This window comes from Bifidobacterium pullorum subsp. saeculare, assembly GCF_016899725.1.
GTDB classification, from domain to species: Bacteria; Actinomycetota; Actinomycetes; order Actinomycetales; family Bifidobacteriaceae; genus Bifidobacterium; species Bifidobacterium pullorum_C.
In genome coordinates, this window is sequence record NZ_JACLYU010000001.1 from 21,445 (window position 1) to 46,880 (window position 25,436).

The 25,436-nt window shown below is 68.2% G+C and carries 21 protein-coding genes; 17 read left to right on the forward strand and 4 right to left on the reverse strand.

Annotated elements, in window-relative coordinates; genetic code table 11:
* Positions 1 to 19: 19 nt before the first annotated feature.
* The 7 genes from H7U32_RS00095 (at position 20) to H7U32_RS00125 (ending at position 7,758) form a co-directional block, all read left to right on the forward strand.
* Positions 20 to 1,411, forward strand: a complete 1,392-nt coding sequence (locus H7U32_RS00095) for a CHAP domain-containing protein (RefSeq protein WP_204466961.1) — start codon at positions 20 to 22, stop codon at positions 1,409 to 1,411.
* Between the two features lie 31 nt (positions 1,412 to 1,442).
* The gene (smpB, locus tag H7U32_RS00100) at positions 1,443 to 1,922 is read left to right on the forward strand and encodes an SsrA-binding protein SmpB (RefSeq protein WP_204466963.1); all 480 of its coding nucleotides are present in this window, start codon (positions 1,443 to 1,445) and stop codon (positions 1,920 to 1,922) included.
* A gap of 139 nt (positions 1,923 to 2,061) precedes the next feature.
* Positions 2,062 to 2,988, forward strand: a complete 927-nt coding sequence (locus tag H7U32_RS00105; RefSeq protein WP_204466965.1) for an ABC transporter substrate-binding protein — start codon at positions 2,062 to 2,064, stop codon at positions 2,986 to 2,988.
* A 68-nt stretch (positions 2,989 to 3,056) separates the two neighbouring features.
* Positions 3,057 to 4,052 (forward strand): amino acid ABC transporter permease, encoded by a 996-nt coding sequence (locus H7U32_RS00110; protein WP_204466967.1) that lies wholly within the window; start codon positions 3,057 to 3,059, stop codon positions 4,050 to 4,052.
* 38 nt (positions 4,053 to 4,090) lie between these two features.
* Positions 4,091 to 4,900, forward strand: coding sequence for an amino acid ABC transporter ATP-binding protein (locus H7U32_RS00115; RefSeq protein ID WP_204466969.1), 810 nt, complete (start codon positions 4,091 to 4,093; stop codon positions 4,898 to 4,900).
* A 72-nt stretch (positions 4,901 to 4,972) separates the two neighbouring features.
* Positions 4,973 to 6,865 (forward strand): glutamine--fructose-6-phosphate transaminase (isomerizing), encoded by a 1,893-nt coding sequence (gene glmS / locus H7U32_RS00120; RefSeq protein ID WP_204466971.1) that lies wholly within the window; start codon positions 4,973 to 4,975, stop codon positions 6,863 to 6,865.
* A gap of 164 nt (positions 6,866 to 7,029) precedes the next feature.
* A complete protein-coding gene (locus tag H7U32_RS00125) occupies positions 7,030 to 7,758 on the forward strand; it encodes a pseudouridine synthase (RefSeq protein WP_323804543.1) in 729 nt (242 codons plus the stop codon).
* A gap of 17 nt (positions 7,759 to 7,775) precedes the next feature.
* On the opposite strand, the gene H7U32_RS00130 is transcribed toward H7U32_RS00125, so the two are convergent.
* A complete protein-coding gene (locus H7U32_RS00130; protein WP_204467351.1) occupies positions 7,776 to 8,765 on the reverse strand; it encodes a LacI family DNA-binding transcriptional regulator in 990 nt (329 codons plus the stop codon).
* 247 nt (positions 8,766 to 9,012) lie between these two features.
* Here H7U32_RS00130 and H7U32_RS00135 point away from each other — a divergent pair, with 247 nt between their 5' ends.
* From H7U32_RS00135 to H7U32_RS00155, 5 genes are all read left to right on the forward strand, one after another.
* Positions 9,013 to 9,945 carry a carbohydrate ABC transporter permease gene (locus H7U32_RS00135; protein ID WP_204466975.1) on the forward strand — a complete coding sequence of 311 codons (933 nt, stop codon included), beginning with the start codon at positions 9,013 to 9,015 and terminating at the stop codon, positions 9,943 to 9,945.
* 88 nt (positions 9,946 to 10,033) lie between these two features.
* Positions 10,034 to 11,023 carry a carbohydrate ABC transporter permease gene (locus H7U32_RS00140; RefSeq protein WP_204466977.1) on the forward strand — a complete coding sequence of 330 codons (990 nt, stop codon included), beginning with the start codon at positions 10,034 to 10,036 and terminating at the stop codon, positions 11,021 to 11,023.
* 50 nt (positions 11,024 to 11,073) lie between these two features.
* Complete coding sequence (locus tag H7U32_RS00145; protein WP_204466978.1) at positions 11,074 to 13,155, forward strand: beta-galactosidase; 2,082 nt, start codon at positions 11,074 to 11,076, stop codon at positions 13,153 to 13,155.
* A 727-nt stretch (positions 13,156 to 13,882) separates the two neighbouring features.
* Positions 13,883 to 15,235 (forward strand): ABC transporter substrate-binding protein, encoded by a 1,353-nt coding sequence (locus H7U32_RS00150; RefSeq protein WP_204466980.1) that lies wholly within the window; start codon positions 13,883 to 13,885, stop codon positions 15,233 to 15,235.
* A gap of 176 nt (positions 15,236 to 15,411) precedes the next feature.
* Complete coding sequence (locus tag H7U32_RS00155; protein ID WP_204466982.1) at positions 15,412 to 16,842, forward strand: ABC transporter substrate-binding protein; 1,431 nt, start codon at positions 15,412 to 15,414, stop codon at positions 16,840 to 16,842.
* Positions 16,843 to 16,852: 10 nt separating this feature from the next.
* On the opposite strand, the gene H7U32_RS00160 is transcribed toward H7U32_RS00155, so the two are convergent.
* Genes H7U32_RS00160 through coaBC form a run of 3 tightly spaced genes read right to left on the reverse strand, consistent with a single transcriptional unit; the run spans position 16,853 to position 19,724 of the window.
* Positions 16,853 to 17,620 (reverse strand): type III pantothenate kinase, encoded by a 768-nt coding sequence (locus tag H7U32_RS00160; protein ID WP_204466983.1) that lies wholly within the window; start codon positions 17,618 to 17,620, stop codon positions 16,853 to 16,855.
* A gap of 14 nt (positions 17,621 to 17,634) precedes the next feature.
* Positions 17,635 to 18,423 carry a type III pantothenate kinase gene (locus H7U32_RS00165; protein ID WP_204466985.1) on the reverse strand — a complete coding sequence of 263 codons (789 nt, stop codon included), beginning with the start codon at positions 18,421 to 18,423 and terminating at the stop codon, positions 17,635 to 17,637.
* Positions 18,423 to 19,724 carry a bifunctional phosphopantothenoylcysteine decarboxylase/phosphopantothenate--cysteine ligase CoaBC gene (gene coaBC, locus H7U32_RS00170; protein WP_204466987.1) on the reverse strand — a complete coding sequence of 434 codons (1,302 nt, stop codon included), beginning with the start codon at positions 19,722 to 19,724 and terminating at the stop codon, positions 18,423 to 18,425. Before coaBC ends, H7U32_RS00165 begins: the two co-directional genes overlap by 1 nt.
* A gap of 243 nt (positions 19,725 to 19,967) precedes the next feature.
* On the opposite strand from coaBC, the gene H7U32_RS00175 reads away from it, so the two are divergent.
* From H7U32_RS00175 to H7U32_RS00195, 5 genes are read left to right on the forward strand one after another with little or no spacing between them, the layout of a single operon-like run.
* Positions 19,968 to 21,644: an ABC transporter substrate-binding protein gene (locus H7U32_RS00175; RefSeq protein ID WP_204466988.1), complete on the forward strand. Its 1,677-nt coding sequence runs from the start codon at positions 19,968 to 19,970 to the stop codon at positions 21,642 to 21,644.
* Positions 21,641 to 22,618 (forward strand): ABC transporter permease, encoded by a 978-nt coding sequence (locus H7U32_RS00180; RefSeq protein WP_204466990.1) that lies wholly within the window; start codon positions 21,641 to 21,643, stop codon positions 22,616 to 22,618. The genes H7U32_RS00175 and H7U32_RS00180 overlap by 4 nt, the downstream gene beginning before the upstream one ends.
* Entirely contained in the window at positions 22,615 to 23,592 is a 978-nt protein-coding gene (locus H7U32_RS00185; RefSeq protein ID WP_204466992.1) for an ABC transporter permease, read from the forward strand. Before H7U32_RS00180 ends, H7U32_RS00185 begins: the two co-directional genes overlap by 4 nt.
* Entirely contained in the window at positions 23,582 to 24,514 is a 933-nt protein-coding gene (locus H7U32_RS00190; RefSeq protein ID WP_204466993.1) for an ATP-binding cassette domain-containing protein, read from the forward strand. Before H7U32_RS00185 ends, H7U32_RS00190 begins: the two co-directional genes overlap by 11 nt.
* Complete coding sequence (locus H7U32_RS00195; RefSeq protein ID WP_204466995.1) at positions 24,511 to 25,356, forward strand: ABC transporter ATP-binding protein; 846 nt, start codon at positions 24,511 to 24,513, stop codon at positions 25,354 to 25,356. Before H7U32_RS00190 ends, H7U32_RS00195 begins: the two co-directional genes overlap by 4 nt.
* Positions 25,357 to 25,436 lie beyond the last annotated feature (80 nt).

The window sequence follows — 25,436 nt, forward strand, 5'->3', positions numbered from 1 at the left end:
AGTCAAGGAGGATCGACGGATGAAGCGGTTGCGGTATGCGCGCACGACCATGGGACTGGCCGTGGTCGCCGCCATGACCTTCGCCTGTGGCATCGCGGTGGCCGCGGGCCCCGTGCCGCAGGCCGACGCGGCGACGTACAGCGAGCTGCGGCGCAAGCAGTCGAGCAAATACAACCTGGACGCGCAGCTGGCCGGCGTCAGCAGCAGCCTGGCGGACCAGATCAAGGAGCTCGAGGACCTGTCGACGAACCGCATCCCCGCGGCGCAGCAAGCCCTCAACGACGCGCAGCAGAAGGCGGCCCAGGCCAAGGACGCCGCGGACGCCGCGGCCGAACGGCTGGAGGCGGCGCGCAAGGACCAGGAGGACCTCGAGGCGAAGATCGAGCAGACCGGCGCCGACTACGACGACGCCAAGGAAGCCGTGGCCGAGATGGCCCGCGACAGCTTCCACACCTCCGACACCTCGCAGCTCATGGCCGTCATCACGAACTCCAATTCCACCGAGGACTTCGTCGGCAAGATGCAGGCCGACGCGGCCGTGGCCCGCAGCAAGGCGAACGCGGCGAACAGCGCCGCGGTGGAGCTCAACACCTCGATGAACCGCCGCCAGCGCCTCGCGGCGATCAAGGACCAGGTCGCCCAGCTCAAAAGCCAGGCGGACGAGCAGTCCCGGCAGGCGCAGCAGGTCGCCGCGGACGCGCAGGCCAAGCAGCGCGAGCTCGAGGCGCTGCAGCAGCAGGGCAACCAGCGGCGCGCCGAACTGGAAAGTCGGCAGGGCGAGCTCAAAAGCGCCGCGGCGCGCGAGGCGGCGGACATCGTGCGCATCCAGTCGGAACTGGCCTCCCAGGCCCAGAACAACACCGTCAACGCCGGCGTGAACACCAGCGGCGACTACCGCGGACCGTCCTCGAGCTCCGGCGGCGGCTCGGCGGCGGCGCCTCCGGCCAGCGTGCCTTCGGGCGGATCGTCGGGCGGCGCCTCGGGCATGAACTACGCGGTGCCCGGCAACTGCCCGGCGGGCTCCGGCTTCTGCTACGGCCATTACACCGGCAACACCGTGGGCGGGTCGGCGTACCCCGCCCGGCAGTGCACGCTGTGGGCGTACCAGCGGCGTTCGGCGCTGTCGCTGCCGGTCGGCTCGTACATGGGCAACGGCGGCGACTGGGACAACACGGCGCGCAGCCTGGGCTACCTGGTCAACGGCACCCCCCACGTGGGCGCGGTGATGGTGTTCGAGCGCGGCCAGCGCGTGAGCTCCTGGACGGCCAACGCGCTCTATGGGCATGTCGCCGTCGTGGAGAAGGTGCTCGGCAACGGCACCGTGCTGATCTCCGAAGGCGGCACCGGCATGGCCGTCCAGGGCGCCACGGAGATCGTGAGCGCCGCGGGCCGCTCCTTCATCCACTACTGAGCGCCGCGGCCGGGAACAGAGGATAGGAACCATGGCCAAGGAACAGGGCATCAAGCCGGTGACGCAGAACAAGCGCGCCCGGCACGACTATGAGATCGAAGACACCTACGAGGCCGGCATGGCCCTGACCGGCACCGAGGTCAAGTCCTTGCGCGAGGGAAGGGCCTCCCTGGCCGAAGGCTTCGTGTCCATCGACCGGCGCGGCGAGATGTGGCTGGAACAGGCCAACATCCCCGAGTATCTCAACGGCACGTGGAACAACCACATGCCCAAGCGCAAGCGCAAGCTGCTGCTCCACCGCCGCGAGATCGACAAGCTGGCCCGCCAGACGCAGGCCAAGGGCTACACCATCGTGCCGCTGAGCATCTACTTCAAGGACGGCCGCGCCAAGGTGCAGATCGCCCTGGCCCGCGGCAAGCGCGACTACGACAAGCGCCAGGCCCTGCGCGCGGAGCAGGACAAGCGCGAGGCCCTGCGCGCGATGCGCTACGCCAACCGGCGCTCCCGCTGAGCGCGGCGGGCGGCCATGCGGACCGGCATGGCCGGCGTGGCCGTCATGCGGACCGTTAACACTGCCGTAGCAGGCGGCTCCCTATCGTCTCAGATATATGCCCGGGCATCTCGCCGGGCATCTGGGAGAGAGGAAGCCCATGAAGACCATCAAACCGTTCGCCGCCGCGGCCCTGGCCGCCGCGATGCTGTGCTCCGCCGCCGCCTGCGGCACCACCGACTCCTCTGAGGGCAGCGCCAAGGACTCCGGCTCGTCCACGAGCCAGACGCAGGGCACCGACCTGTCCGGCGTGAAGAAGGACGACGCGATCGCCGCCCTGGTGCCGGATTCCGTCAAATCCGACGGCAAACTCACCGTCGGCGCCGACACCTCGTACGCGCCCGCGGAGTTCATCGCCGAGGACAACGAGACCCCCGTCGGCTATGACGTGGACCTCACCAAGGCGCTGGCCAAGGTCTTCGGCCTGGAGCCCGAGACCGTCACCTCCACGTTCGACTCGATCGTGCCGTCCGTGGGCAGCAAGTACGACCTGGGCATCTCCTCGTTCACCATCACCGACGAGCGCAAGCAGGCTGTCGACTTCGTCAGCTATTACAAGGCTGGCTCCACCTGGGCCGTGCGCAAGGGCAACCCGGACAAGTTCGACTCCTCCAAGCTGTGCGGCAGGAAGGTCGCCGTGCAGACCGGCACCACGCAGGAGGCCGAGGTGCTCGACGCCAACAAGTCCTGCCCGGCGGACCAGAAGATCGACGTGATGTCCTCCAAGCTGCAGACCGACGTGACCACGAATGTGGTCACCGGCAAGGCCGAGGCGTTCTACGCCGACTCCCCGGTGGCCGGCTACGCCATCTCGCAGACCGACGGCCAGCTCGAGGCGCTCGGCGAGGACGTGGGCGTGGCCAAGCAGGGCATCGCCATCAAGAAGGGCGACACGCAGATGGACGAGGCCGTGCAGAAGGCCGTCACCAAGCTCATGGAGGACGGCACCTACGACAAGATCCTCAAGCACTGGGGCGTCGAATCCGGCGCCATCGACAAGGCGGAGATCAACCCGGCCGCCGACTGATGGCCGGAGCGGACGGCGTCCGGCCGGGACCACCCGGCCGGACCATGCGAACGAGTAGATAGGGAACCATGGCAGGAAAGACGGTGGACGGCGAGGGGCTCGACATCCCCGACCGCATCAAGGCGCTGCCGGTGCGGCGCACCGGACCGATCGTGGCGGCCGTCATCGTGGCGCTGCTCGCCGCGATGCTCGTGCAGGGGCTGGTCGCCAACAAGCGGCTCGACTGGCCGACCGTGTGGAAGTACCTGTTCAACGAGCATGTGCTCGAAGGCGTGGGCTACACGCTGCTGCTCACCGTCATCTCCATGGCCGTGGCCATCGTGCTGTCGGTGGTGCTGGCCATCATGCGCAAATCCATCAACCCGGTGCTGCGCGGCGTCAGCTGGTTCTTTATCTGGTTCTTCCGCGGCACGCCGGTGTACACGCAGCTGGTGTTCTGGGGCCTGTTCTCCGTGCTCATCCCCAAGCTGTCCCTCGGCATCCCCTTCACCGACATCTCGTTCTGGAGCATCGACTCGTCCGTGGTCATCACCGCGTTCAACGCCGCCTGGATCGGCCTGGCCCTCAACGAGGCCGCCTACCTGTCGGAGATCGTGCGCGCCGGCCTCGAAGCCGTCGACGCCGGCCAGAGCGAGGCGGCGCAGGCCCTGGGCATGGGACGTTCGCTCATCATGCGGCGCATCATCCTGCCGCAGGCCATGCGCATCATCATCCCACCCACCGGCAACGAGACGATCGGCATGCTCAAGAACACCTCGCTGGTGCTCGCCGTGCCGTTCACCCTCGACCTGCAGTTCCAGACCAACGCCATCGCCAACCGCACGTACAAGCCGATCCCGCTGCTCATCGTGGCCTGCATCTGGTACCTGGTCATCACCTCGGTGATGATGCTGCTCCAGCAGCAGCTCGAACGGCACTTCGGACGCGGCTTCGACGCGCGCCCGGTCGGGACCAGGGGACGGCGCCCGCCGTACGACCCGCCGTACCCGGGCAAATCCGAGGGCGAGCCGCATGACGACGTCAGCAAGCTCAACCAGGCCACATTCGTGGGGCTCAACGCATGACCGGGCGACCCACGGCGGACGCAGCACAGGAGGCAGGGATGACGGAAGTCAACGGCGCGGAGCAGACGGCTGGCGGCACGAGGCCGGCCATCGAAGCGCGGGGCGTGCACAAGGCCTTCGGCCAGCTGCACGTGTTGAAAGGCGTGGACCTGACGGTGATGCCCGGCACTGTGACCGTGATCCTGGGCCCCTCCGGCTCGGGCAAATCCACGCTGCTACGGCTCATCAACCAACTGGAGACGCTCACCGGCGGCTCCATCCGCGTGGACGGCGAGCTCATCGGATACAAGGTGGTCGAACACCGCGGCAAGCGCATGCTGCAGACGCTCGACGACCGCGCGGTGGCCGCGCAGCGCGCGAAGATCGGCATGGTGTTCCAGCGGTTCAACCTGTTCCCGCATATGACGGCGCTGGAGAATGTCATGGAGGCGCCGGTGCACGTCAAGCACCTGGGCAAGGCGGCGGCGCGCGAACTGGCCGTCAAGGAGCTCACGCGCGTCGGCCTGGGCGACCGGCTCGACCATTATCCGGCGCAGCTGTCCGGCGGCCAGCAGCAGCGCGTGGCCATCGCCCGCGCCCTGGCCATGCAGCCGGAGATCATGCTGTTCGACGAGCCGACCTCGGCGCTCGACCCCGAGCTCGTCGGCGAGGTGCTCGGCGTCATGCGCGAGCTGGCCCAGGCCGGCATGACCATGGTGTGCGTGACCCATGAGATCGGCTTCGCGCGCGAGGTGGCCGACCAGGTCGTGTTCATGGACGGCGGCGTGGTCGTCGAACAGGGCGGACCCGGCATCATCGACCATCCGAGCGAGCCGCGCTTCCGCGACTTCCTCCAGCACGTGCTGTGATCCGGTTCGGCCCGTGGCGGACGCACGCCCGGCGTGCGGCGGATGACATCTTCGTTTGTTAGGGTGGAACGCATGTGTGGAATCGTCGGATACGCTGGAAACGTCACCACTGCGTGCGGCAAGCCGCTAGAAGTGTGCATGCAGGGGCTCAAACGCTTGGAATACCGCGGCTATGATTCGGCGGGCGTGGCCTTGACCGCCCCCGGCATGGACCATGTGGAGGTACGCAAGAAGGCGGGGCGCCTGTCCAACCTGGCGGACGACATCAAACGCCACCCGATGCCGGACGCGACCGTGGCCATCGGCCACACGCGCTGGGCCACCAACGGCGTGCCCAGCGATGTGAACGCGCATCCGCATGTCAGCCGCGACGGCAAGGTCGCCATCATCCACAACGGCATCATCGAGAACGCCTCCCGGCTCCGCCTGGACCTGCAGGCCGAAGGCTACTCCTTCGTCTCCGCCACGGACACCGAGGTGGCCGCCAAGCTGCTCGGCAAGATCGTGGACACGGTGATCGCCGAGAAAGGCCACCCGGACCTCTTCGAGGCGGTGCGCCGCCTCGCCCGCATGCTCGAAGGCGCGTTCACGATCCTGGCGACCGACTGCCGCCAACCGGACATCGTGGTGGGCGCGCGCCACGACTCGCCGCTGGTGGTGGGCCTGGGGGACGGGGAGAACTTCCTCGGCTCCGACGTGGCCGCCTTCGTGGCGTACACCCGCCATGCGATGGAGATCGACCAGGACCGGTGCGTGTGCGTGAGCGCCACCAAGGTGACGGTCACCGACTTCGAGGGGAATGTGGTCGAGAACCCCGCGACCTATGACGTGGACTGGGACGCCTCGGCCGCCGAGAAGGGCGGTTGGGACTCCTTCATGGACAAGGAGATCCACGAGGACCCGGCCGCCGTGCAGCGCACGCTGCTCGGCCGCTTCGACGAGCACGGCGACGTGACGCTTGACGAGGTCCATATCGACGAGCATGACTTCAAGGCCATCGACAAGATCATCGTAATCGCCTGCGGCACCGCCTCCTACGCCGGCCAAGTGGCCAAATACGCGATCGAGCACTGGGTGCGCATCCCGGTGGAGGTGGAGCTGGCCCACGAGTTCCGCTACCGCGACCCGATCCTCACACCGCGCACGCTGGTCGTGGCGATCTCGCAGTCCGGCGAGACGATGGACACGCTCATGGCGCTGCGCCACGCGCGCGAGCAGGGCTCCAAGGTGCTCGCGATCTGCAACACGCAGGGCGCCTCGATCCCCCGCGAATCCGACGCGGTGCTGTACACGCACGCCGGCCCCGAGGTGGCGGTGGCCTCCACCAAGGCCTTCGTCGCGCAGATCACCGCCGCCTATCTGCTCGGCCTGTACCTGGCGCAGGTCAAGGGCGCGATGTTCCGCGACGAGATCCAGCAGGTGCTCGCCTCGCTCAAAGACATGCCCGCGAAAATCCAGTGGGTGCTCGACACGCAGCCCGAGGCGATTGAGAAGGCCGCCGAGCAGATGGTGGACGCGAAATCCTTCCTGTTCCTCGGCCGGCATGTGGGCTACCCGGTGGCGTTGGAGGGCGCGCTCAAGCTCAAGGAGATCGCCTACACGTTCACCGAGGGCTTCGCCGCCGGCGAGCTCAAGCATGGTCCCATCGCGTTGGTGGACGAGGGCGAGCCGGTGGTGTTCATCGTGCCGCCGGAGCGCGGGCGCAACGTGCTGCACGCCAAGGTGATCTCCGGCATCGAGGAGGTCAAGGCACGCGGCGCGTTCATCATCGCCGTGGCCGAACGCAGCGACAAGGACGTGCAGCAGTACGCGGACGTCGTGTTCTGGCGCCCCGAATGCCCCACGTTGATGAGCCCGCTTGTGGACGTGGTGCCGCTGCAGCTGTTCGCGATGGACATGGCCAAGCTCAAGGGCTACGACGTGGACAAGCCGCGCAACCTGGCCAAGTCCGTCACCGTCGAATGACGGGGGTGTCCGTGGGCCGGGGGCTGCCGGGATATTCGTTTTCAGACCGTAAAGACTTGGCCAGAGCGGCCCGGAGCGTGTCTGAAAACGAATATCCCGGCAAGCCCCTTGCCCGGGTGCGTATCGTGCGTCAGTCAGGGGGCCTGAGCATGGGGCACCGGTATGTGACGGAAGAGCCGTCGATTCCGTTCGAGCTCGAGGTGCTCTACGAGGACGCGGCGATCATCGTCGTCGACAAACCTCATTTCCTGGCGACCACGCCACGCGGCATGTGGTACCGGCAGACCGCGCTGATGCGTCTGCGCGAGGCATACGGCGAGCCGGGCATCGTCCCGGCGCACCGGCTGGACCGCGCCACCGCCGGCGTCGTCGTATTCGTGCGTGACCCCGCGCTGCGCGGCGCCTACCAGATGCTGTTCCAACGGCGGCAGACCGCCAAGGTGTACGAATGCGTGGCGCCGTGCGCGCCCGTGCGCACGCCGGGGACCGGCACCGTGCGGCGGCTGGAACCGCCGCGTCCGTTCCCCCTGGTGCGCCGGTCCCGCATCGTCAAGATCCGCGGACGCCTTCAGGCGCAGGAGGAGCCGGGCGTCGTGAACGCGGTGACCCGCGTCGAACGGATGGAACGCGTGCCGGCGGCCGGCACCGGCACGGCCGGCGCGCCGATGCTGGCGCGGTATGTGCTCAGGCCACGCACCGGCAAAACGCATCAGCTGCGGGTGCATATGAACGCGCTGGGACTGCCGATCGAGGGGGACGACCTCTACCCGGTGGTGCGCGACCGCGCGGTCGACGACTTCAGTCAGCCTCTGCGGCTGGTGGCACGCAGCCTGGAGTTCTCCGATCCGGTCACCGGCGGGATGCGCCGGTTCGTCTCGCGTATGCCGCTGTGAGGCGGCCGGTCGCGGCCTCAGGCCGTCAGGTCGCGCACGGACTCGCGTTCCACCAGCTCCGCCGGGACCACGGTTTTGACGCCGACCGGCACCTGCCGGCCCTCGCACTGGTCGCGCACCATCGCGAAGGCCTTGCGGCCGATGTCCTCGAACTTCATGCGCATGGTGGTCAGTTGGAGCCGGGGCACCATACCGACCAGCGAATCGTCGACGCCGACCACGCTCACGTCCTCCGGCACGCGTTTGCCGGCGGATTGCAGGCCCTGGATCACGCCATAGGCCATTTGGTCGTTCGACGCGTACACGGCCGTGCAATCCGGGGTGTGAGCGAGCACGACGCCGGCCTGGTAGCCGCTGTCCGCCTCCCAGTCGCCCATGAGCACCGGCGGCACGGTGGCGCCCATCTGCTCCAGCGCGTCGCGCCAGCCGCGCACGCGGCTCTGCGCCGCATGCGACTGGCTGGGGCCCGCCACGTGGTAGACGGTGCGGTGCCCTTTGCTCAGGAGGTAATCGACGGCGGCGATGGAGCAGCCGTATTGGTCGGCGTCCACGGTGGGGCAGTGGTCGGCGACGCGTTCGGTGACCAGGACGACGGGGAGTCCCTTGGGCGGGACGAAGTCGTTGAAGTCGGCAATCATCTCCTCGAGCACCACGATCACACCGTCCACCGGCTGCTGCTTCATGCGTTCGACCGCCGCCTGCAGCGTGCGCTCCGGGCCGGAACGCATGATCTGGATGGTGACGGAGTAGTCGTCCGCGGCCGCGGCGGAGACGATGCCATCGAGGATGCGGGCGTTGCCGAAGCTAGTCATATGGAACATGACGACGCCGATGTCCTTGAACCGCCCGTGTTTCAACGCGCGGGCCGCGTAATTCGGCCGGTATCCGAGCCGGCGCATGGCGTCCTCGACACGCCGCCGGGTCTCCGGGCGCACGGCCGCGCCGCCATTGGCCACCCGCGAGACTGTCTGCGGGGAGACGCCCGCCTCGCGGGCCACGTCCTGCATGGATGCCGCGTTGCTTCGCTCCATGATCGTCTGAACCACCTTGCTGCGTTGCGAATAGTGATGATGTTTTCGTTACCATCATAGCAATCCAGTCGCGGAGCGCGACATGGCGAGTTTGACATGAATTAGGCGTTTTGAGCGAATGATGTTATTATGGCAACGCAAACATTTGAAGAACGATCGATCGCCGTGGCACCAGCGTTGCGCCCCAGCGGTCGGTCGACGGTTCCTTCGAAGGAGAGGGCTTATGGTTTCGGGAGAGACTGCGGCCGTCGCTACGCCGGTTCATTCGGCTTCTGGGCGTGTGAATAGGCGTCGGCGTGATTGGCGTGGTTGGAAGTTCATGTGGCCGTTTTCGGTGGTGTTCGTGTTTGTGTTCATCATTCCGATTGTGTATGCCATTTATATTTCGTTCTTCCAGAAGAAGATGATCGGTGGGAACCAGTTCGTGGGGTTCGCGAATTACGCGCGCCTGTTCCGGGATGGGAATTTCTGGAGCAGTGTGGGGCGTGTGGCCTTGTTCACGTGCGTGCAGGTGCCGATCATGTTGTTTTTGGCGGCGGCGTTGGCCCTGGCGATCGATTCGGCGAAGTTGCATGGCACGAAGTTCTTCCGGATCTCGACGTTCCTGCCGTATGCGGTGCCGGCGGTGGTGTCGACGTTGATCTGGGGGTTCATGTACGGCGCGAAGTATGGTCTGGTCGGGAGTCTGAATGATTTCCTGGGCACGGATCTGGATGTGTTGTCGCCGAATGTGTTGCTGGCGTCGATCGGCAATATCGTGACGTGGGAGTTCACGGGCTATAACATGCTGATCTTCTATTCGTCGTTGTCGACGATCCCGCACAGCCTGTATGAGGCGGCGGCGATCGACGGCGCGTCGGAGTGGCAGATCGTCAAGAGCATCAAGCTTCCCGAGCTCAAGGGCGGGTTGGCGATCACGGTGATCTTCTCGATCATCGGTTCGTTCCAGTTGTTCAACGAGCCGTCGATCATGGAGAACATGGTGCCGGGCAACGCGATCACGACGTATTACACGCCGAACATGTACGCGTACAACCTGAGTTTCAGTGGCAACCAGAGCAATTACGCGGCGGCGTTGGCGATCGTGATGGCGGTGATCACGATGGCGATCGCGTACGCGGTGCAGCTCAACAGCATGAAGGAGCAGATGAAGTGACGTCGGCTTGCGTGCTGGTTGACCGGAACAGCATGGTGTTTGGTTTGGGTGCCACGGTGCGTGGCTGAGGCGAAGGAGCTGGATTGACATGTCAAGTGCGACTGTGAGCGGGCAGAGCCTGCGTGAGCAGGAGCGTGCCGCGAGGCGCGCGGAGCGGGAGCGTCAGAAGAGGATCGCCCGCGACGAGGCGGCGGAGCGCAAGCGGGCGGCGAAGAGCGGGTTCGCGAACGTGCAGAACCCGCGGCGCAGCACCGTGTTGACGGTGGTGACGGCGTTGTTCGCGATCTACTGCCTGTTCCCGTTCGTGTATCTGGTGATCAACGCGACGAAGACGCAGGCGGACTTCACTTCGACGTTCGGCCTGGGGCCGGGCAGGAGCTTCGCGCTGTGGGACAACATCGTGACGGTGTTCACGTACCAGGACGGGATCTTCGGCCGGTGGCTGCTGAACACGCTGCTGTACGTGGTGGTGGGCGCGGGCGGGGCGACCCTGTTGGCGATCATGGGCGGCTACGCGTTGGCGAAGTTCCGGTTCCCGGGCCGCAAGGCCGTGTTCGCGGTGATCATCGGCTCGATCAGTGTGCCGGGCATCGCTTTGGCGGTGCCGCAGTTCCTGCTGTTCGCGAAGCTGGGGTTGACGAACACGCCCTGGGCGATGATCATCCCGAGCCTGATCAGTCCGTTCGGCCTGTATCTGATGTGGATCTTCTCGGAGCAGGCGGTGCCCACGGAGCTGCTGGAGGCGGCGCGCGTGGACGGCGCGAGCGAGCTGCGCACGTTCCGCACGATCTCGCTGCCTTTGTTGGCGCCGGGTATCGTGACGACGGCGCTGTTCACGATCGTGGCGACGTGGAACAACTACTTCCTGCCCTTGATCATGCTCAAGGACGCGGACTGGTATCCGTTGACGATCGGTCTGAACCAGTGGAAGGACCAAGCGAGCACGGCTGGCGGTCAGGCGATCCAGAACCTGGTGATCACCGGCTCGCTCATCACGATCATCCCCCTGGTCATCGCGTTCCTCCTGCTGCAGAAATACTGGCAGTCCGGCCTCGCCGCCGGCGCCGTCAAAGAATGACGACCCAGCGCCAGTCCGTAATCATCAATCCGTTGAGGTAAAGGAGCGTTATGGAACGCAAGCAATTCCGCTGGCCGCAGCCGCTGGCCGGCGGCAAACCCCGCATCTGGTACGGCGGCGACTACAACCCCGACCAGTGGCCCGAGGAGGTGTGGGACGAGGACATCGAGCTCATGCGGCAGGCCGGTGTGAACTTCGTGTCCCTCGCCATCTTCTCCTGGGCGAGGATCGAGCCGCGCGAGGGCGTGTATGACTTCGACTGGCTCGACCGCATCATCGGCAAGCTCGGCGAGGCCGGCATCGCCGTCGACCTGGCCACCGCTACCGCCTCGCCGCCGATGTGGCTGACGGAGAAGCATCCGGAGATCCTCTGGCAGGATTACCGCGGCGACGTGTGCCACCCCGGCGCCCGCCAGCATTGGCGCGCCACGAGTCCTGTCTTCAAGGACTATGCGCTGGAGATGGACCGCCGGATGGCCGAACGGTACAAGGACAACCCGTATGTGGTGGCCTGGCATGTGAGCAACGAGTACGGCTGCCACAACCGCTTCGACTACTCCGACGACGCCCAGTACGCCTTCCGCAAGTGGTGCAAGGCGCGTTACGGCACCATCGAGGCCGTCAACGAGGCCTGGGGCACCGCCTTCTGGGCGCAGCACATGAACGATTTCGACGAGATCGTGGCGCCGAAGTTCATCGGCGACGGCAACTTCATGAACCCCGGCAAGCTGCTCGACTGGAAGCGCTTCAGCTCCGACGTTCTCCTCGACTTCTACAACGCCGAGGTGGCGATGCTGCGCTCCGTGGATCCGGACCGCCCGCAGACCACGAACTTCATGGTCTCCGCCTCCGGCACCGGCCTCGACTACGACAAGTGGGGCTACGACGTCGACTTCGTGTCCAACGACCACTACTTCACTCCCGGCGAGGCGCACCTCGACGAGCTCGCCTATTCGGCGTCCCTGGTCGACGGCATCGCCCGCAAGAAGCCGTGGCTGCTCATGGAGCATTCCACCTCTTCCGTCAACTGGCGTCCGATCAACTACCGGTGCGAGCCCGGCGAGCTCGTGCGCGACTCCCTGGCCCACTTGGCCATGGGTGCGGACGGCATCTGCTACTTCCAGTGGCGCCAGTCCAAGTCGGGCGCCGAGAAGTGGCATGCCGCAATGGTGCCCCACGCGGGCGCCGACAGCCATGTGTTCCGCGACGTGTGCGAGCTGGGCGCCGACCTGGACAAGCTCGCCGACGAGGGACTGCTGGAGACCACGCTCGCCAAGAGCCGTGTGGCCGTCGTGTTCGACTATGAGTCCCAGTGGGCCACCGAGCACACCGCAACCCCCACGCAGCAGGTCCGCCACTGGACGGAGCCGCTCGACTGGTTCCGTGCCCTGGCCGACAACGGCGTGACCGCCGACGTGGTGCCGGTGCGCGGCCCGTGGGACGAATACGAGGCCGTCGTGCTGCCGAGCCTGTACATCCTCTCCGAGGAGACCACCCGTCGCGTACGCGACTACGTGGCTCAGGGCGGCAAGCTGTTCGTCACCTACTACACCGGCCTGTCGGACGAACGCGACCACATCTGGCTGGGCGGCTACCCCGGCTCCATCCGCGACGTGGTCGGTGTGCGCATCGAGGAGCATGCCCCGATGGGCAGCGACTTCCCCGGCGCGATGGATCACCTTGACCTGTCCAACGGTGCCGTTGCCCACGACATCGCCGACGAGATCACCTCGGTGGCCGATTCCGCCCGTGTGCTCGCCACTTTCCAGGCCGATGCCTGGACTGGATTCGACGGCGCGCCCGCCATCGTGGCCAATCGCTACGGCGAAGGTTCCACCGTGTACGTGGGCGCCAGGCTCGGCCGTGAGGGCCTCGCCGCAAGCCTGCCGGCCATGCTCGAAGCCAACGGCATCGCGGTGGACGACCGCACGAACGGTGGCGCCGTGTTGCGCGTGGAACGCGTGGACGAGGAGATGGGCACGCGCTTCGTCTTCCTGTTCAACCGCACCCACGAGCCGCAGCAGGTGGCCGTGGAAGGCGAGCCGATGGTCGCCTCCCTCGCCGCGGTGGACGAGGATGGCTCGGCCGCGACGATCCAGCCGAACGGTGTGCTGGTGACGAAGACCGCCTGACCGGCCAGGCTCTGCCCGGACCGGCCTGCGCAAGCCCGGTGCTCCGCCTCGAAGCGAGACGGAGCCACCGGGCTTCGCGTATCTCCTGCGGCGGTTGGGGCGTGATCATGGGCGCAGACGCCGGTACGGAACCTGCGGAGGGGACCGATGCGAGGCCGCGCCGGCATCACACGCATGCGGCAAACCGTACGCTGACTGGCTGCAAGCGTACGGTTTGCCGCAGTCTTGCGGTCTTCATACGGCGAACCGTACTCTTACTCGCTGTCAGCGTACGGTTTGCCGTATGGGGTCCGTGTGTGTACGGCGAACCGTACTCTTACTCGCCGTCACAGTACGGTTTGCCGCATGGCCTTCGCGTCAGTGCGGCGTAACCACGCCATGGCGTGATGGGGGTCTTCCATGCTTCCGGAAACAACACCCCGGCGATAACGCGCACACGCGACAATGCGAAGAGCCGGGAACTAGGAGGCCCATGATGTGTGTTTGCGATAACACACTGAGACTGCGCATCTCTTGCGGGTGGGTCGAGATTGTGTATAATAACAAATTGTTATCGCAACCATACAGGTTTCGACAGCGGTATGTCGAGACCGGTGCCATGAAGTCGCGGCGATGCGGCTTGCGCCGAAGGCAGCGTCAGAAGCATCACCACCGCAGGATTGGCGGACAAGGGCGCGGAATGTTCGTCGACTGGAGACACACCGGTCGAAGGAAGGAGAACAGGACGATGAAGTTCACGATCAAGAAGGCCGTGGCTATGGGTGGCGCCGTCGCCATGATGGCCGGCATGGCCGCATGCGGCAGCTCCAACAGCGCCTCGGGCGGTGACTCCGGCTCCGAGGGAGGCAAGACCGAAATCACCGTGTGGGCCTGGGAGCCGACCCTGACCAAGGTGAAGCAGGACTTCGAGAAAGCGAACCCCGACATCAAGGTCAACCTGCAGAACGTGGGCACCAACACCAAGCAGTACACGCAGCTGGACAACGCGATCGCCGCCGGCAAGGGCGCCCCGGACGTGGCCCAGATCGAGTACTATGCCATTCCGCAGTACGCGATCCAGGGCAACCTGCTCGACATCACCGACAAGACCTCCGGCTACAAGGACTTCTACACCCCGGGCACCTGGAGCTCCGTGCAGTGGGGCGGCAAGGTGTACGCCCTGCCGATGGATTCCGGCCCGATGGCCTTCTTCTACAACAAGGAGGTCTTCGACAAGGCCGGCATCGCGAACCCGCCCACCACCTGGGACGAGTTCTACGAGGACGCCAAGAAGATCCACGCCCTGGGCGACAACTACTACATCACCTCCGACACCGGTGACGCCGGCTTCTACGATTCGATGACCTGGCTGGCCGGTGCCAAGCCGTTCGAGACCTCCAAGGACGGTTCCAAGGTGACGATCTCCCTGAGCTCCGACCCGAAGGTGAAGGACTTCGAGGACTTCTGGCAGAAGCTGCTGGACGAGCACCTGCTCGACACCAAGACCGCCGGCTGGTCCGAGGATTGGTTCAAGGGCATGGTGGACGGCACCATCGCTTCCCTGATCACCGGCGCCTGGATGCCGGCCAACCTGGCTAACTCCGCCGCCGGCGGCGCCGGCAAGTGGCGTGTGGCGCCGACCCCGACCGCCGACGGCTCGCACACCAACGCCGAGAACGGCGGTTCCTCGCTGGCCGTGCTCTCCTCCACCAAGAAGGCCGAGGCTGCGTACAAGTTCGTCGAGTACGCGAACCACGGCGACGGCGTGGCCACCCGCGTGGCCGGCGGCGCCTTCCCGGCCGACAAGGAGTCGATGAAGAAGGACAGCTTCCTCAACGCCACCACCGTGAAGAACTCTGACGGCGAGGACGTCGACTACTTCGGCGGCCAGAAGTACAACGAGGTGCTGGCCCAGGCGGCCGAGGACGTCTCCACCGGCTACCAGTTCCTGCCCTTCGAGGTGTACGCCCGCAACAAGTTCGGCGACTATGTGGGCAAGTCCTACACCGGCGACCAGAAGCTCTCCGACGGCGTGGCCGCCTGGGAGAAGGACCTGAAGACCTACGGCGACGGCCAGGGCTTCGAGGTCACCATCAAGTGACGCCACGCCGGCCCGCGCCGCCGTCGCACGGCCGGGTCGGCACACATACTGCGCACGGGGTGCCTGTCTTCTTCGGACGGGCGCCCCGTGCGCGCCCGTATGCCCGGCGTTTGTATACTCGGCGCCCGTCGGCCACGGCCGCCGCGGCGCGCGCCCGTCCACTACACTGTGGGGTTATGCGACCGAAGGGATGGAACACACTGGCACGGCGCGCCGTAGCCGCCGCGGCCGTCGCCATCGTGGCGACGACGCTCGCCTCCTGCGGCCAGGCGACCGCGGACACGCGCACCGAGGTGACCGTGTGGAGCTGGGAGCCGAGCATGGCGCAGGTCATCAGCCGCTTCGAGCAGGCCAATCCGGACATCCGCGTCACTTGGCAGAACATGTCCGGCTACGACAACATCAACACCGCCATCCAGGACGGCTATGGCATGCCGGATGTGATGCAGATCGAGTATTACGCGCTGCCGCAATACGCGGTCTCCGGGCAGTTCCTCGACCTGACCGACCGCGTCTCGGGGCGCGGCTACGAGGGGTTCTTCTCGCCCGGTACTTGGAGCTCCGTGCATCTGGCCGGCCGCGTGTACGGCCTGCCGATGGATTCCGGCCCGATGGCCTTCTTCTATAACAAGGACGTGTTCGACCAGGCCGGCGTGGACGCCGCGGCGATCCGGACCTGGGACGACTACTACCAGGCCGCGAAGAAGCTCAAGGACATCGGCGTGTACATCGCCGCCGACGCGGGCGACGCCAGCTTCTATGACGCGATGGTCTGGGCCGCCGGCGGCCATCCCTTCCGCACCTCCGCCGACGGCAAGGACGTGACCGTCGACCTGACCGACGACCCGGGCGTGCGCCGCTTCACCGCCTTCTGGCAGCGGATGATCGGCGAGGGGCTCGTCGACACCGCGCACACCACCTGGTCCGACGGCTGGAAGCGGGCCCTTGGCTCCGGCCAGGTCGCCTCCGTGCTCTCCGGCGCGTGGATGCCGTCGCTGCTGCTCGCGGATGTGCCCGGCACCTCCGGCCTGTGGCGCGTCGCGCAGATGCCCACCTTCGACGGCAGCCCCGCCACCGCCGAGAACGGCGGCTCCGCGATGGCCGTGCTCCAGTCCACCCGTAAGCCGGACGCCGCGTTCCGCTTCGTCGACTTCGTCACCCATGACGACGCCGGCATCGCCGCGCGTGTGGACGGCGGCGCCTTCCCCGCCGATGTCGGCACGATGGAAAGCCGCGAGTTCCGCGACAAAACCACCGTCAAGGACGCCCGCGGCGTGGACGTGACCTACTTCGGCGGCCAACGCTTCAACCAGGTGCTCGCTCAGGCCGCCGAGAACGTGACGGTCGGCTACCAGTACCTGCCGTTCGAGGTGTACGCGCGCAGCGACTTCCGCAAAACCGTGGGCACGGCCTACGAGTGGTCGAAGGCCAGGCAGGCCTACGACGAACGCCGCCGCGCCATCCGCCTGGGGATGACGGACCAGGACGGCAACCCCCTCGAACCCCTGGACAAGCCGGGCAAGAAGGTGAGTCTGGCGGACGGCCTGGCCCTGTGGCAGAAGGATCTCGAGGAATACGGGACCAACCAGGGCTTCACCGTCCACTGAGCGGGCCGGCCTAGCGGCGGTTGCGCTGCCAGATCGCAGCCATGCCCTTGAGGATGAGATCCGGGTCGTACACGTCGATGAGGTCGGAGTCGCCCTCGAACACGCGCCCCAGGCCACCGGTGACGATCACGCGGAACGGCTCGTCCAACGCCTCGCGGAACCGGCGGATGATCATCTCCACGCCGCCCAGCGCGTCGTAGTACAGGCCCGCCTGCATGCAGTCGATGGTGTTCGTCGCCAGGATCGAGCGCGGGCGGGTGATCTCCACCTCAGGCAGCTGGGCCGTCTGCCCCCACAGCGCGTTCGCCGCCGTGCGGATGCCGGCCGTGATGACGCCGCTGTCGATGGCGCCGCCGGCGTCCAGATGGATATACGTGGTGGCGGTGCCGAAGTCCGCCACCAGCGCCGGGCCGCCGTATTCGGCCATCGCGCCCGCCGCGCCGGCCAGCAGGTCCGCGCCCAGCGACTTGGGGTCGTCGATGCGCACCGCGATGCCGGTTTTCACGCCCGGCCCGACGATCAGCGGCTCCACGCCGAGGAACTTGACGATGCTGGCGCGGAAAGAATGCATGACCTTCGGCACCACCGAGCAAATGATGACGCCCTCCACGTCGCCCCGGCCATAGCCGCTGAGCTCCATGAACTCGGTGAGCAAGATGCCGTATTCGTCGGAGGTGTGCTGGGCCTTCGTGGCGATGCGGTAGGTGCCGGCGATGGAGCCGCCTTCCATGAACCCGAGGACGATGTTGGTGTTGCCGATATCCACAGTGACGAGCATGGATGCCTCTTTCCCTACGATCGGCGCGCGGCCGGCGACGGACGGTTGAGCGCGTGGATGATGGCCAGCCCCTTCATGATGAGATCGGGGTCGGCCACGTCGATGAGGTCGGTCTCGCGGTGGACGAGCCTGCCGAGGCCACCGGTGGCCACGACGCGCGGCATCGAGCCGGTCTCGTCCGCGAAGCGGCGGATGGTGTGCTCCACGCCGCCGACGAAGCCGTAGAACAGGCCCGCCTGGATGGCGGCGCGCGTGTCCGTGCCGAGCACGGTGCCCGGATCCGCCAGTTCCACGTCCGGCAGCTGCGCGGTGGCGCCGGTCAGGGCGTCCGCCGCCGTCTGGAAGCCGACGTTGATGGCGCCGGCGCGGAACGAGCCGCGCCCGTCGATGTAGTCGTAGGTGGTGGCGGTGCCGAAGTCGATGACCAGCGTCGGCCCGCCGTACAGATGCCATGCGGCGGTCGCGTCGGCCACGCGGTCGGCGCCCACCGCGCGCGGATTGGCCAGCGCGATGTTGATGCCGGTCCTGACTCCCGGGCCGACGACCAGCGGTTCGATGCCGAACAGTTTGACGACGCCGCCGCGGAACGCGTGCATGACCTTCGGCACCACCGAGGAGACGACCACGCCCTCCACGTCCTGCCGCCGCGCGCCCGTCATCGCCAGGAAGCGGCGCAGCTTGAGCGCGTACTCGTCGGAGGAGCCGCCGCCATCCGTCGTGATGCGGTACTTGCCCACCACCGTGCCGCCGTCGAGGAAGCCGACCGCGATCTTCGTGTTGCCGATGTCCACCGCGACCAGCATCAGGCGCGGCCCTCCCGCATCGCGGCAAGGCGCAGCAGCAGCCGTTCGGCCACCTCGCGCTTGCCCATGAGCTGCCAACGCTCCGCATGGGGCTTGTCCGGCGCGTCGCCGGGCGTGAGCACGGTGACCGCGTTGGTGTCGGTGCCGAAGCCCGCCCCCGGCTCCCTGAGGTCGTTGGCCACGAGCATGTCGCACCGCTTGGCGGCGAGCTTCGCCGCGGCGTTGGCCTCGAGGTCGCGCGTCTCCATCGCGAAGCCGCACAGCGTCTGCGAACCGTTCGCGCGCCGGTGCGCCCCCGCCCAGGCGAGGATGTCCGGGTTGGCGACCAGGCGCAGTTCGATGGCGTCGCGGCCATGCTTCTTGATCTTGTCCGGCTCCACCTCGGCCACGCGGAAGTCGCCCACCGCGGCGGCCATCACCGTCACGTCGGCGCCGGGGAACGCGTCCCGCACCGCGTCGAACATCTCCTGCGCGGTGGTCACGCGCACCAGGTCCACGCCCTCGGGGGCCGGCAGCGCCACCGGGCCGGAGACGAGGACGACGCGCGCGCCCAGGTCGCGCGCGGCCTCGGCGATGGCGTAGCCCATCTTGCCGGTCGAATGGTTGGTCAGATAGCGCACCGGGTCCAACGGTTCCTGCGTCGGTCCCGCCGTCACCAGCACCTCGAGGCCGGCCAGCGGGCGGACGCCGTCTCGCGGCCGGTCCGGCCCGGCCTGCCCGGCCTCGCCGGCCAGCAGGGCGGCGACGGCGGCCTCGATGCCCCCGGGCTCCTCCATGCGGCCGCGGCCGGTGTCGCCGCAGGCCAGCGTCCCGGACTCCGGTTCGACGATGGTCCAGCCGAGCCGGCGGCAGGTCTCCAGATTGCGCTGGGTGACCGGATTGGCGTACATATGGGTGTTCATCGCCAGGCACAGCACCTTCGGACCCTGGTCGTAGGCGAGGATCGTGGCGGCCAACGCGTCGTCGCCCAGCCCCGCGGCGATGCGGGCGATGGCGTCGGCGCTCGCCGGCGCGACGACGATGATATCGGCCCAGGCGGCGTCGGTCACATGGTTGATGGCGAGGCTGGCGGCGCCGTCGGCCACATCGCCGGCCAGGTCGGCGGCGGTGGGGGAGGGGAACATCGCGCCGCGCACGGGGGCGTGCGTCAGGGAGGCGAAGGTGAGCGGGGCGACGAATCGGGTGGCGGCATCCGTCATCACGACGCGGACCTCATGGCCCTGCTTCGTCCAGTCGGATGCGAGATGGGCGGCTTTGAACGCGGCGATGCTGCCGGTCACGCCCAGAAGGATGTGCGCCATGCTGGTCTCTCCCTGTCGCGGTCGTCGCGGGCCCTCCGTCGACGCCTCCCCAAGTATAGGGCCGGGCCATGGCCCCGCCGGTTGGCGTGCCATGGTTTCCACGGGCGCCGGGCATGGGCGCGCGTAGAATGAGGCGCGCGACGGTCGACCCGGCACGGGCGGCCAGTCGGCGCTCAGGCGCGCGACCCGGCACGGGCGCGCAGCGGCACGCGCACACCCATAACCGAACATCGGGGAACCACCATGTCTAAGGCCCTTGGTGCGCACGGGACACCCGGCGCAACCACATCATCCGGGATGACAGGCACCGCACCCACCGACCCGTTCGCCGGCACCGACGCGACGCTCAACGCGCGCGTCCGCCGTCGCCGCCGGTCGGGATGGGCGCGCACGCTGGGCGTCGCTATCCTCGCGGCCGCCATCGCGTTCGCCGCGGGCTTCGCCGTCGGGCGCACCGGACCCGGCGGAACCGCGCCGGAGCATGCTGGCACGGCGGCGGACACCGTTGTCGTGGGACTCAAGCTCGCGCCCGTCAACCTCGACATCCGCCGGCAATCCGGCAACGCCGTCATGCAGCTGCTCATCGGCAACGTGTACGAGGGACTCGTCGGCCGTGACTCGCACAACCGCGTCGTGCCCGCCATCGCCGACAGCTGGGACATCGCCAAGGACGGCCTGGCCTACACCTTCCACCTGCGGCAGGGGCTCACGTTCTCCAACGGGGACGTGCTCGACGCCACGGACGTGGTGTGGAGCATCCGGCAGATGATCGAACGGCAATACTACGACTACGAGCAGCTCGACGGCGTCACCGGCGTCGAAGCGCTCGACGACCACACCGTGCGCCTCACCCTGGACACGCCCAACGCGAACCTGCTGTGGTATCTGTCCGCCCGGCCCGGCCTCGTGTTCGACCAGGACGCGCACTACGACCCCAAAACCCAGGCCGTGGGCTCCGGACCATACCTGGTGAGCGACTTCGTGCCCAACGATTCGGTCACGCTGACCGCCAACCCGAACTACACCGGGCGCAACCCTGCGAAAACGCACACCGTCGTGGTGCGCTACCTGACGGATGCGAACGCCGCGGTCAACGCGCTCACCTCCGGCGCCGTGCAGGTGCTCTCCCCGATTGACGAACAGCTGGCCGCGCCGCTCAAGAACGATCCGGCGTACACGATCCGCGCCGGCAACGGCTCCGACAAATACGTGCTCGCGATGAACAACCGGCGCGCTCCGTTCACCGACAAGCGCGTGCGCCAGGCCATCCGCTACGCGATCGACCATAAGCAGATCATCGCCGCGCGCGGCGGCGCCGACCAGCCGCTCGGCGGGCCCATCCCCGCCGTGGACCCCGGCTACCGCGATCTGACCGGGCTGTACCCGCATGACGTGGCGAAGGCGCAGGAGCTCATGCGCCAGGCCGGCTACGGGCCCGACCACCATCTGACCACCACGCTCACCTACGCCAACACCTACGGCACCGAGCTGGGCGACCAGCTGCGCTCGCAGCTGGCGGCCATCTGGATCGACCTGAAGATCGATTACGTGGAGTTCTCCACCTGGCTGACCGACGTGCATCAGAACGCCGACTACGACCTGTCGCTCGTGGACCATGCGGAAAGCCATGACTTCGAGCAGTGGGCCGACCCCACGTACTACTACGGCTACGACAATCCGCGCGTGCAGGAGCTCTACCGCAAGGCCATGGCCGCCACCGACGAGAAGACCACGGACCGGCTGCTCGCCCAGGCGGCCCGGCAGGTGTCCGAGGACGCGGCGGCCGACTGGCTGTTCGCCTACCGCGTGACCACCGCCACCGCCCAAGGGGTGAGCGGGTTCGCCGCGGACCTGAGCCAGAGCTTCATGCCGCTGTGGAACCTCACCTACGTCCGGCCCGCGGAAGGGGGAGCGGCATGAGGTTCCTGGCACAACGGTTGATGCTGTTCGTGGCCGCGCTGTTCGCCCTGTCCGTGCTCGTGTTCGCCGCGCTGCGCATCCTGCCCGGCGACGTGGCCGCCGTGATGGCCGGCATGAACGCCACCGCCGGGCAGGTCGCGCGCCTGCGCACCGAGCTCGGGCTCGACCGTCCGCTGGCCGCGCAGTACGGCGACTGGCTGGCCGCGCTGCTCCACGGCGACCTCGGGGTCTCCGCGTTCACCGGGCGGTCGGTCACCGCCGAGGTGGCGCAGCGCGCGCAGGTGACGTTCCCGCTCATCGGCATGACCATGGCGCTGGCGCTGACGGCCGGCATTCCACTGGGATGCGCGGCGGCGCTGGCCCGCCGGCCCGCGGTGCGCGGCGCGTTCCGCCTGGTCGCGATCGTGGCCGGCGCGGTGCCCGCGCTGTGGAGCGGACTGCTGCTCATCCTGCTGTTCGCCCGCGGCTCCGGACTGGTGGGCTTGTTCCCCTCACAGGGCTTCCCGATGGGCGGATGGCGCCAGCCCGGCGCCGCGTTCGCCTCGCTGACGCTGCCCGCCGTGGCCAGCGGGCTCATCGTGGCCGCCTCGCTGATGCGGCACACGCGCTCCGCCCTGGGCGAGCAGCTCGAGGGCGGCGCCGTCGCCATGGGCATGGCCTGCGGCATGACGCGCACCGAGGCCGCGCTGCGCATCGGACTGCGGCTGGCCACCCCGCAGCTCGTCTCCGTGGCCGGGCTCACGCTGGCGCAGATGGTGACCAGCGTGATGGTGGTGGAGAACCTGTTCGCGCTGCCCGGCATCGGCGCGATGCTCGTGACCGACGTGGGCAACCGCGACCTCATCGCCGTGCAGAGCGAACTGTTCCTGCTTGCCGCGTTCTTCCTGCTCGTCGGGCTGCTGGTCGACCTGGCGCACCATGCGCTCGACCCGCGGCTGGCGGCCGGAGCGGATCGGGAAGGAGGCCGCGCATGATTGGGACATCGAAGCGGCGCGGATCCGCCGTGCGTGGTGGCCCTGCCGTGTGTGGTGGCCGTGCCGCGCGTGCCGCAGGCGCCGCGGGCCGGACGCTCTACGCGGTGTGGTCGCGGGGCGGCGGCCGGGCGGCCCTGATCGTGATCGGCGTGTGGACGGCCGTCGCGCTGGTCTCGCTGGTGTGGACGCCATGGCCGCTGCTGGCCACCGACGGCTACCACACCTGGCAGGCGCCCTCGCCCGCGCACCCGTTGGGCACGGACGGCACCGGCGCCGACGTGCTGAGCTGGCTCATGGCCGGCGCCGCCACCGACCTGGCGATCGCCCTGCTCGTGGCGCTTGTCGCCGCCGTGTGGGGCACGCTGCTCATCGCCGCGATGGTGTCGCGGCACGGGGCGCTCGCAGGCACGGCCGTCGTGGCGGTGGACGCGCTCATCTCCATCCCCACGGTGCTGCTGGCGTTGATCCTCGCCGTGCCGTTGGGCGCCAGCGTCGCCGTGGTGGTGTGTGCCTGTGGTTTCGCGTACGGACTCAACCTGGCGCGCATCGCACGCCCCGCCGCCCTGCTGGCGGCGCGCTCCGCCTATGTGGAGTCGGCGCTGGCGAACGGCGCCTCCGGCATGGGCGTGCTTATACGGCATATCCTGCCCAACAGTCTGCCGGTGATCGCCGTGCAGCTATCGATGTCGGCCGGCACGGCGCTGCTGGCCGAGGCCGGACTCACCTACCTGGGCGTCGGTGTGCCCAGCGGCGTGCCCAGCTGGGGGCATTCGCTGACCACCTCGGTCCGCTTCGTCACCGTGTATCCGGCGGCCGTGCTGTGGCCCGGCCTGGTCGTCACCGTCGCCGTCGTGGCGTTGAACCTGCTCGGCGACGCGCTGCGTGACGCGACCGACCCGGCGGCCGTCGGCTCCGCGCCGCCGGCCGATGCCGTGGAACCGGACGGGACCGGGGAGGTGCGCGATGGGCGTTGAGGTGAGGAACCTGCGGATCACGCTGGGCAACGCGCCGATTGTGCGCGGCGTGGACTTCTCGATTGGCCAGGGGGGGCGTGTCGGCCTCATCGGGCCCTCCGGCTCCGGCAAATCGATGATCGCCAAGGCGCTGCTGGGACTGTTGCCATCAGGTGCGCGCGTTGCCGGCGGCATTGCGATGGAAGGTGTGATCCTCGCCGGTTCGTCTGCGGACTGGACGACAGGCGGCGGGCATGCCGACGGCAGCAGCGATCATCCGGTTCCGACGCTGGCGGACGATGACGACGGCCTGCTGCTGGCCCCGGGCTACGCGGTGTCCGACCGATGGATGGCCGGCCTGCGCGGACGGTACGTGGGCACGGTGTTCCAGAACCCGGCGGCCGCGCTGAACCCGACGGCCACGGTCGGCCAGCAGGTGGCGCTGCCCTTGAAGCGCCACTTCCGGCTGAGCCGCGCGGAACGACGCGAACGGGTGGAACGCATGCTCGCCAAGGTGGGGCTGGACCCGGCTGACGTGATGCGCCGGTATCCGGGGCAGCTGTCTGGCGGCCAGCAGCAGCGCGTCGGCATCGCCACCGCGCTGGTCGCCGCGCCGCGTCTCATCATCGCGGACGAGCCGACCACCGCGCTCGACGCGGTGACCCAACGGCAGATCGTGGACCTGCTCGTCTCATTGGTGGACGATGCCGGCGCCTCGCTGCTGTTCATCACCCACGATTTCTCCGTGCTCGCCCGCGCCACCACCCGCTGTCTGGTGCTCGACCGGGGCCGCGTGGTCGAATCCGGGCCCACCGCGCGCCTGCTCGCCGAGCCGCGGGAGCCGCTGACCCGGCGGCTCGTCACCGCGGCACGCACGCTCACGCTGGGCGCCTCGCCCGGCGGCATGGACGATACGACGGACTTCGGAGGAGGTGCGGCATGACCGCGCGGGAACAGGTGGGCGGAACCCCATCGACCACATCGGCTGACGGCGGCGTGCTGCTTTCGGCCCGCGGCATCGTCCGAGGCTTCGGACGGGGTCGCGGACGCGCCGAGGTGCTGCACGGCGTGGACTGCGACGTGCGCGCGGGGGAGTGCCTGGCCATCATCGGCGGTTCCGGCTCCGGCAAATCCACGTTGACGCGCATCCTGGCCGGATTGGACGCGGCCGACGCGGGCGAGGTGACGTACCGCGGCATGCCGGTGCGCCGGCGGCAGCCCGGACTCCGGGCGCTGCGTCGCGACTGCGGTCTGGTGTTCCAGGATCCGCACGGTTCGCTCGACCCGCGTTGGACGGTGGGCCGTTCGGTGGCCGAGCCGCTGGAGCTACGCCGACGGAACAGGGTGGAAGGGGATGACGGGGATGCCCGGGATGGCGGCGATCTGACCGGCCGTGTCGCGCATGCGCTGCAAACCGTGGGACTTGACCCGGACGTGTTCCTGACGCGGATTCCCCGCGACCTGTCCGGCGGGCAGGCGCAGCGGGTCGCCATCGCGCGCGCGATCGTGGCCAATCCACGCATCGTGTTCGCCGACGAGCCGATGAGCGCCATCGACACGGCCGCACGGCTGCGGATCCTGGACGCCTTCGCCGCCATCCGCGCGGCCCGGCCGGAGATGGCATTGGTGATGGTTTCACACGACCTGGGCGTGGTGCAGCATCTAGCCGACCGCATCCTCGTGCTCCAAGAGGGCCGGGTTACGGAAACCGGCGCCATCGCGCAGGTGCTGCGCCATCCGCAGACCGCCTACACCCGCTCCCTCATCGACGCCGCCTCGCTGTAGTCTGGTCATACGGGGCGTGCTGCCCACCGGGGGGGGGCTCATCGCCGAGGCCAAGCGGTTGGGCATCGGCCGCGGCGAAC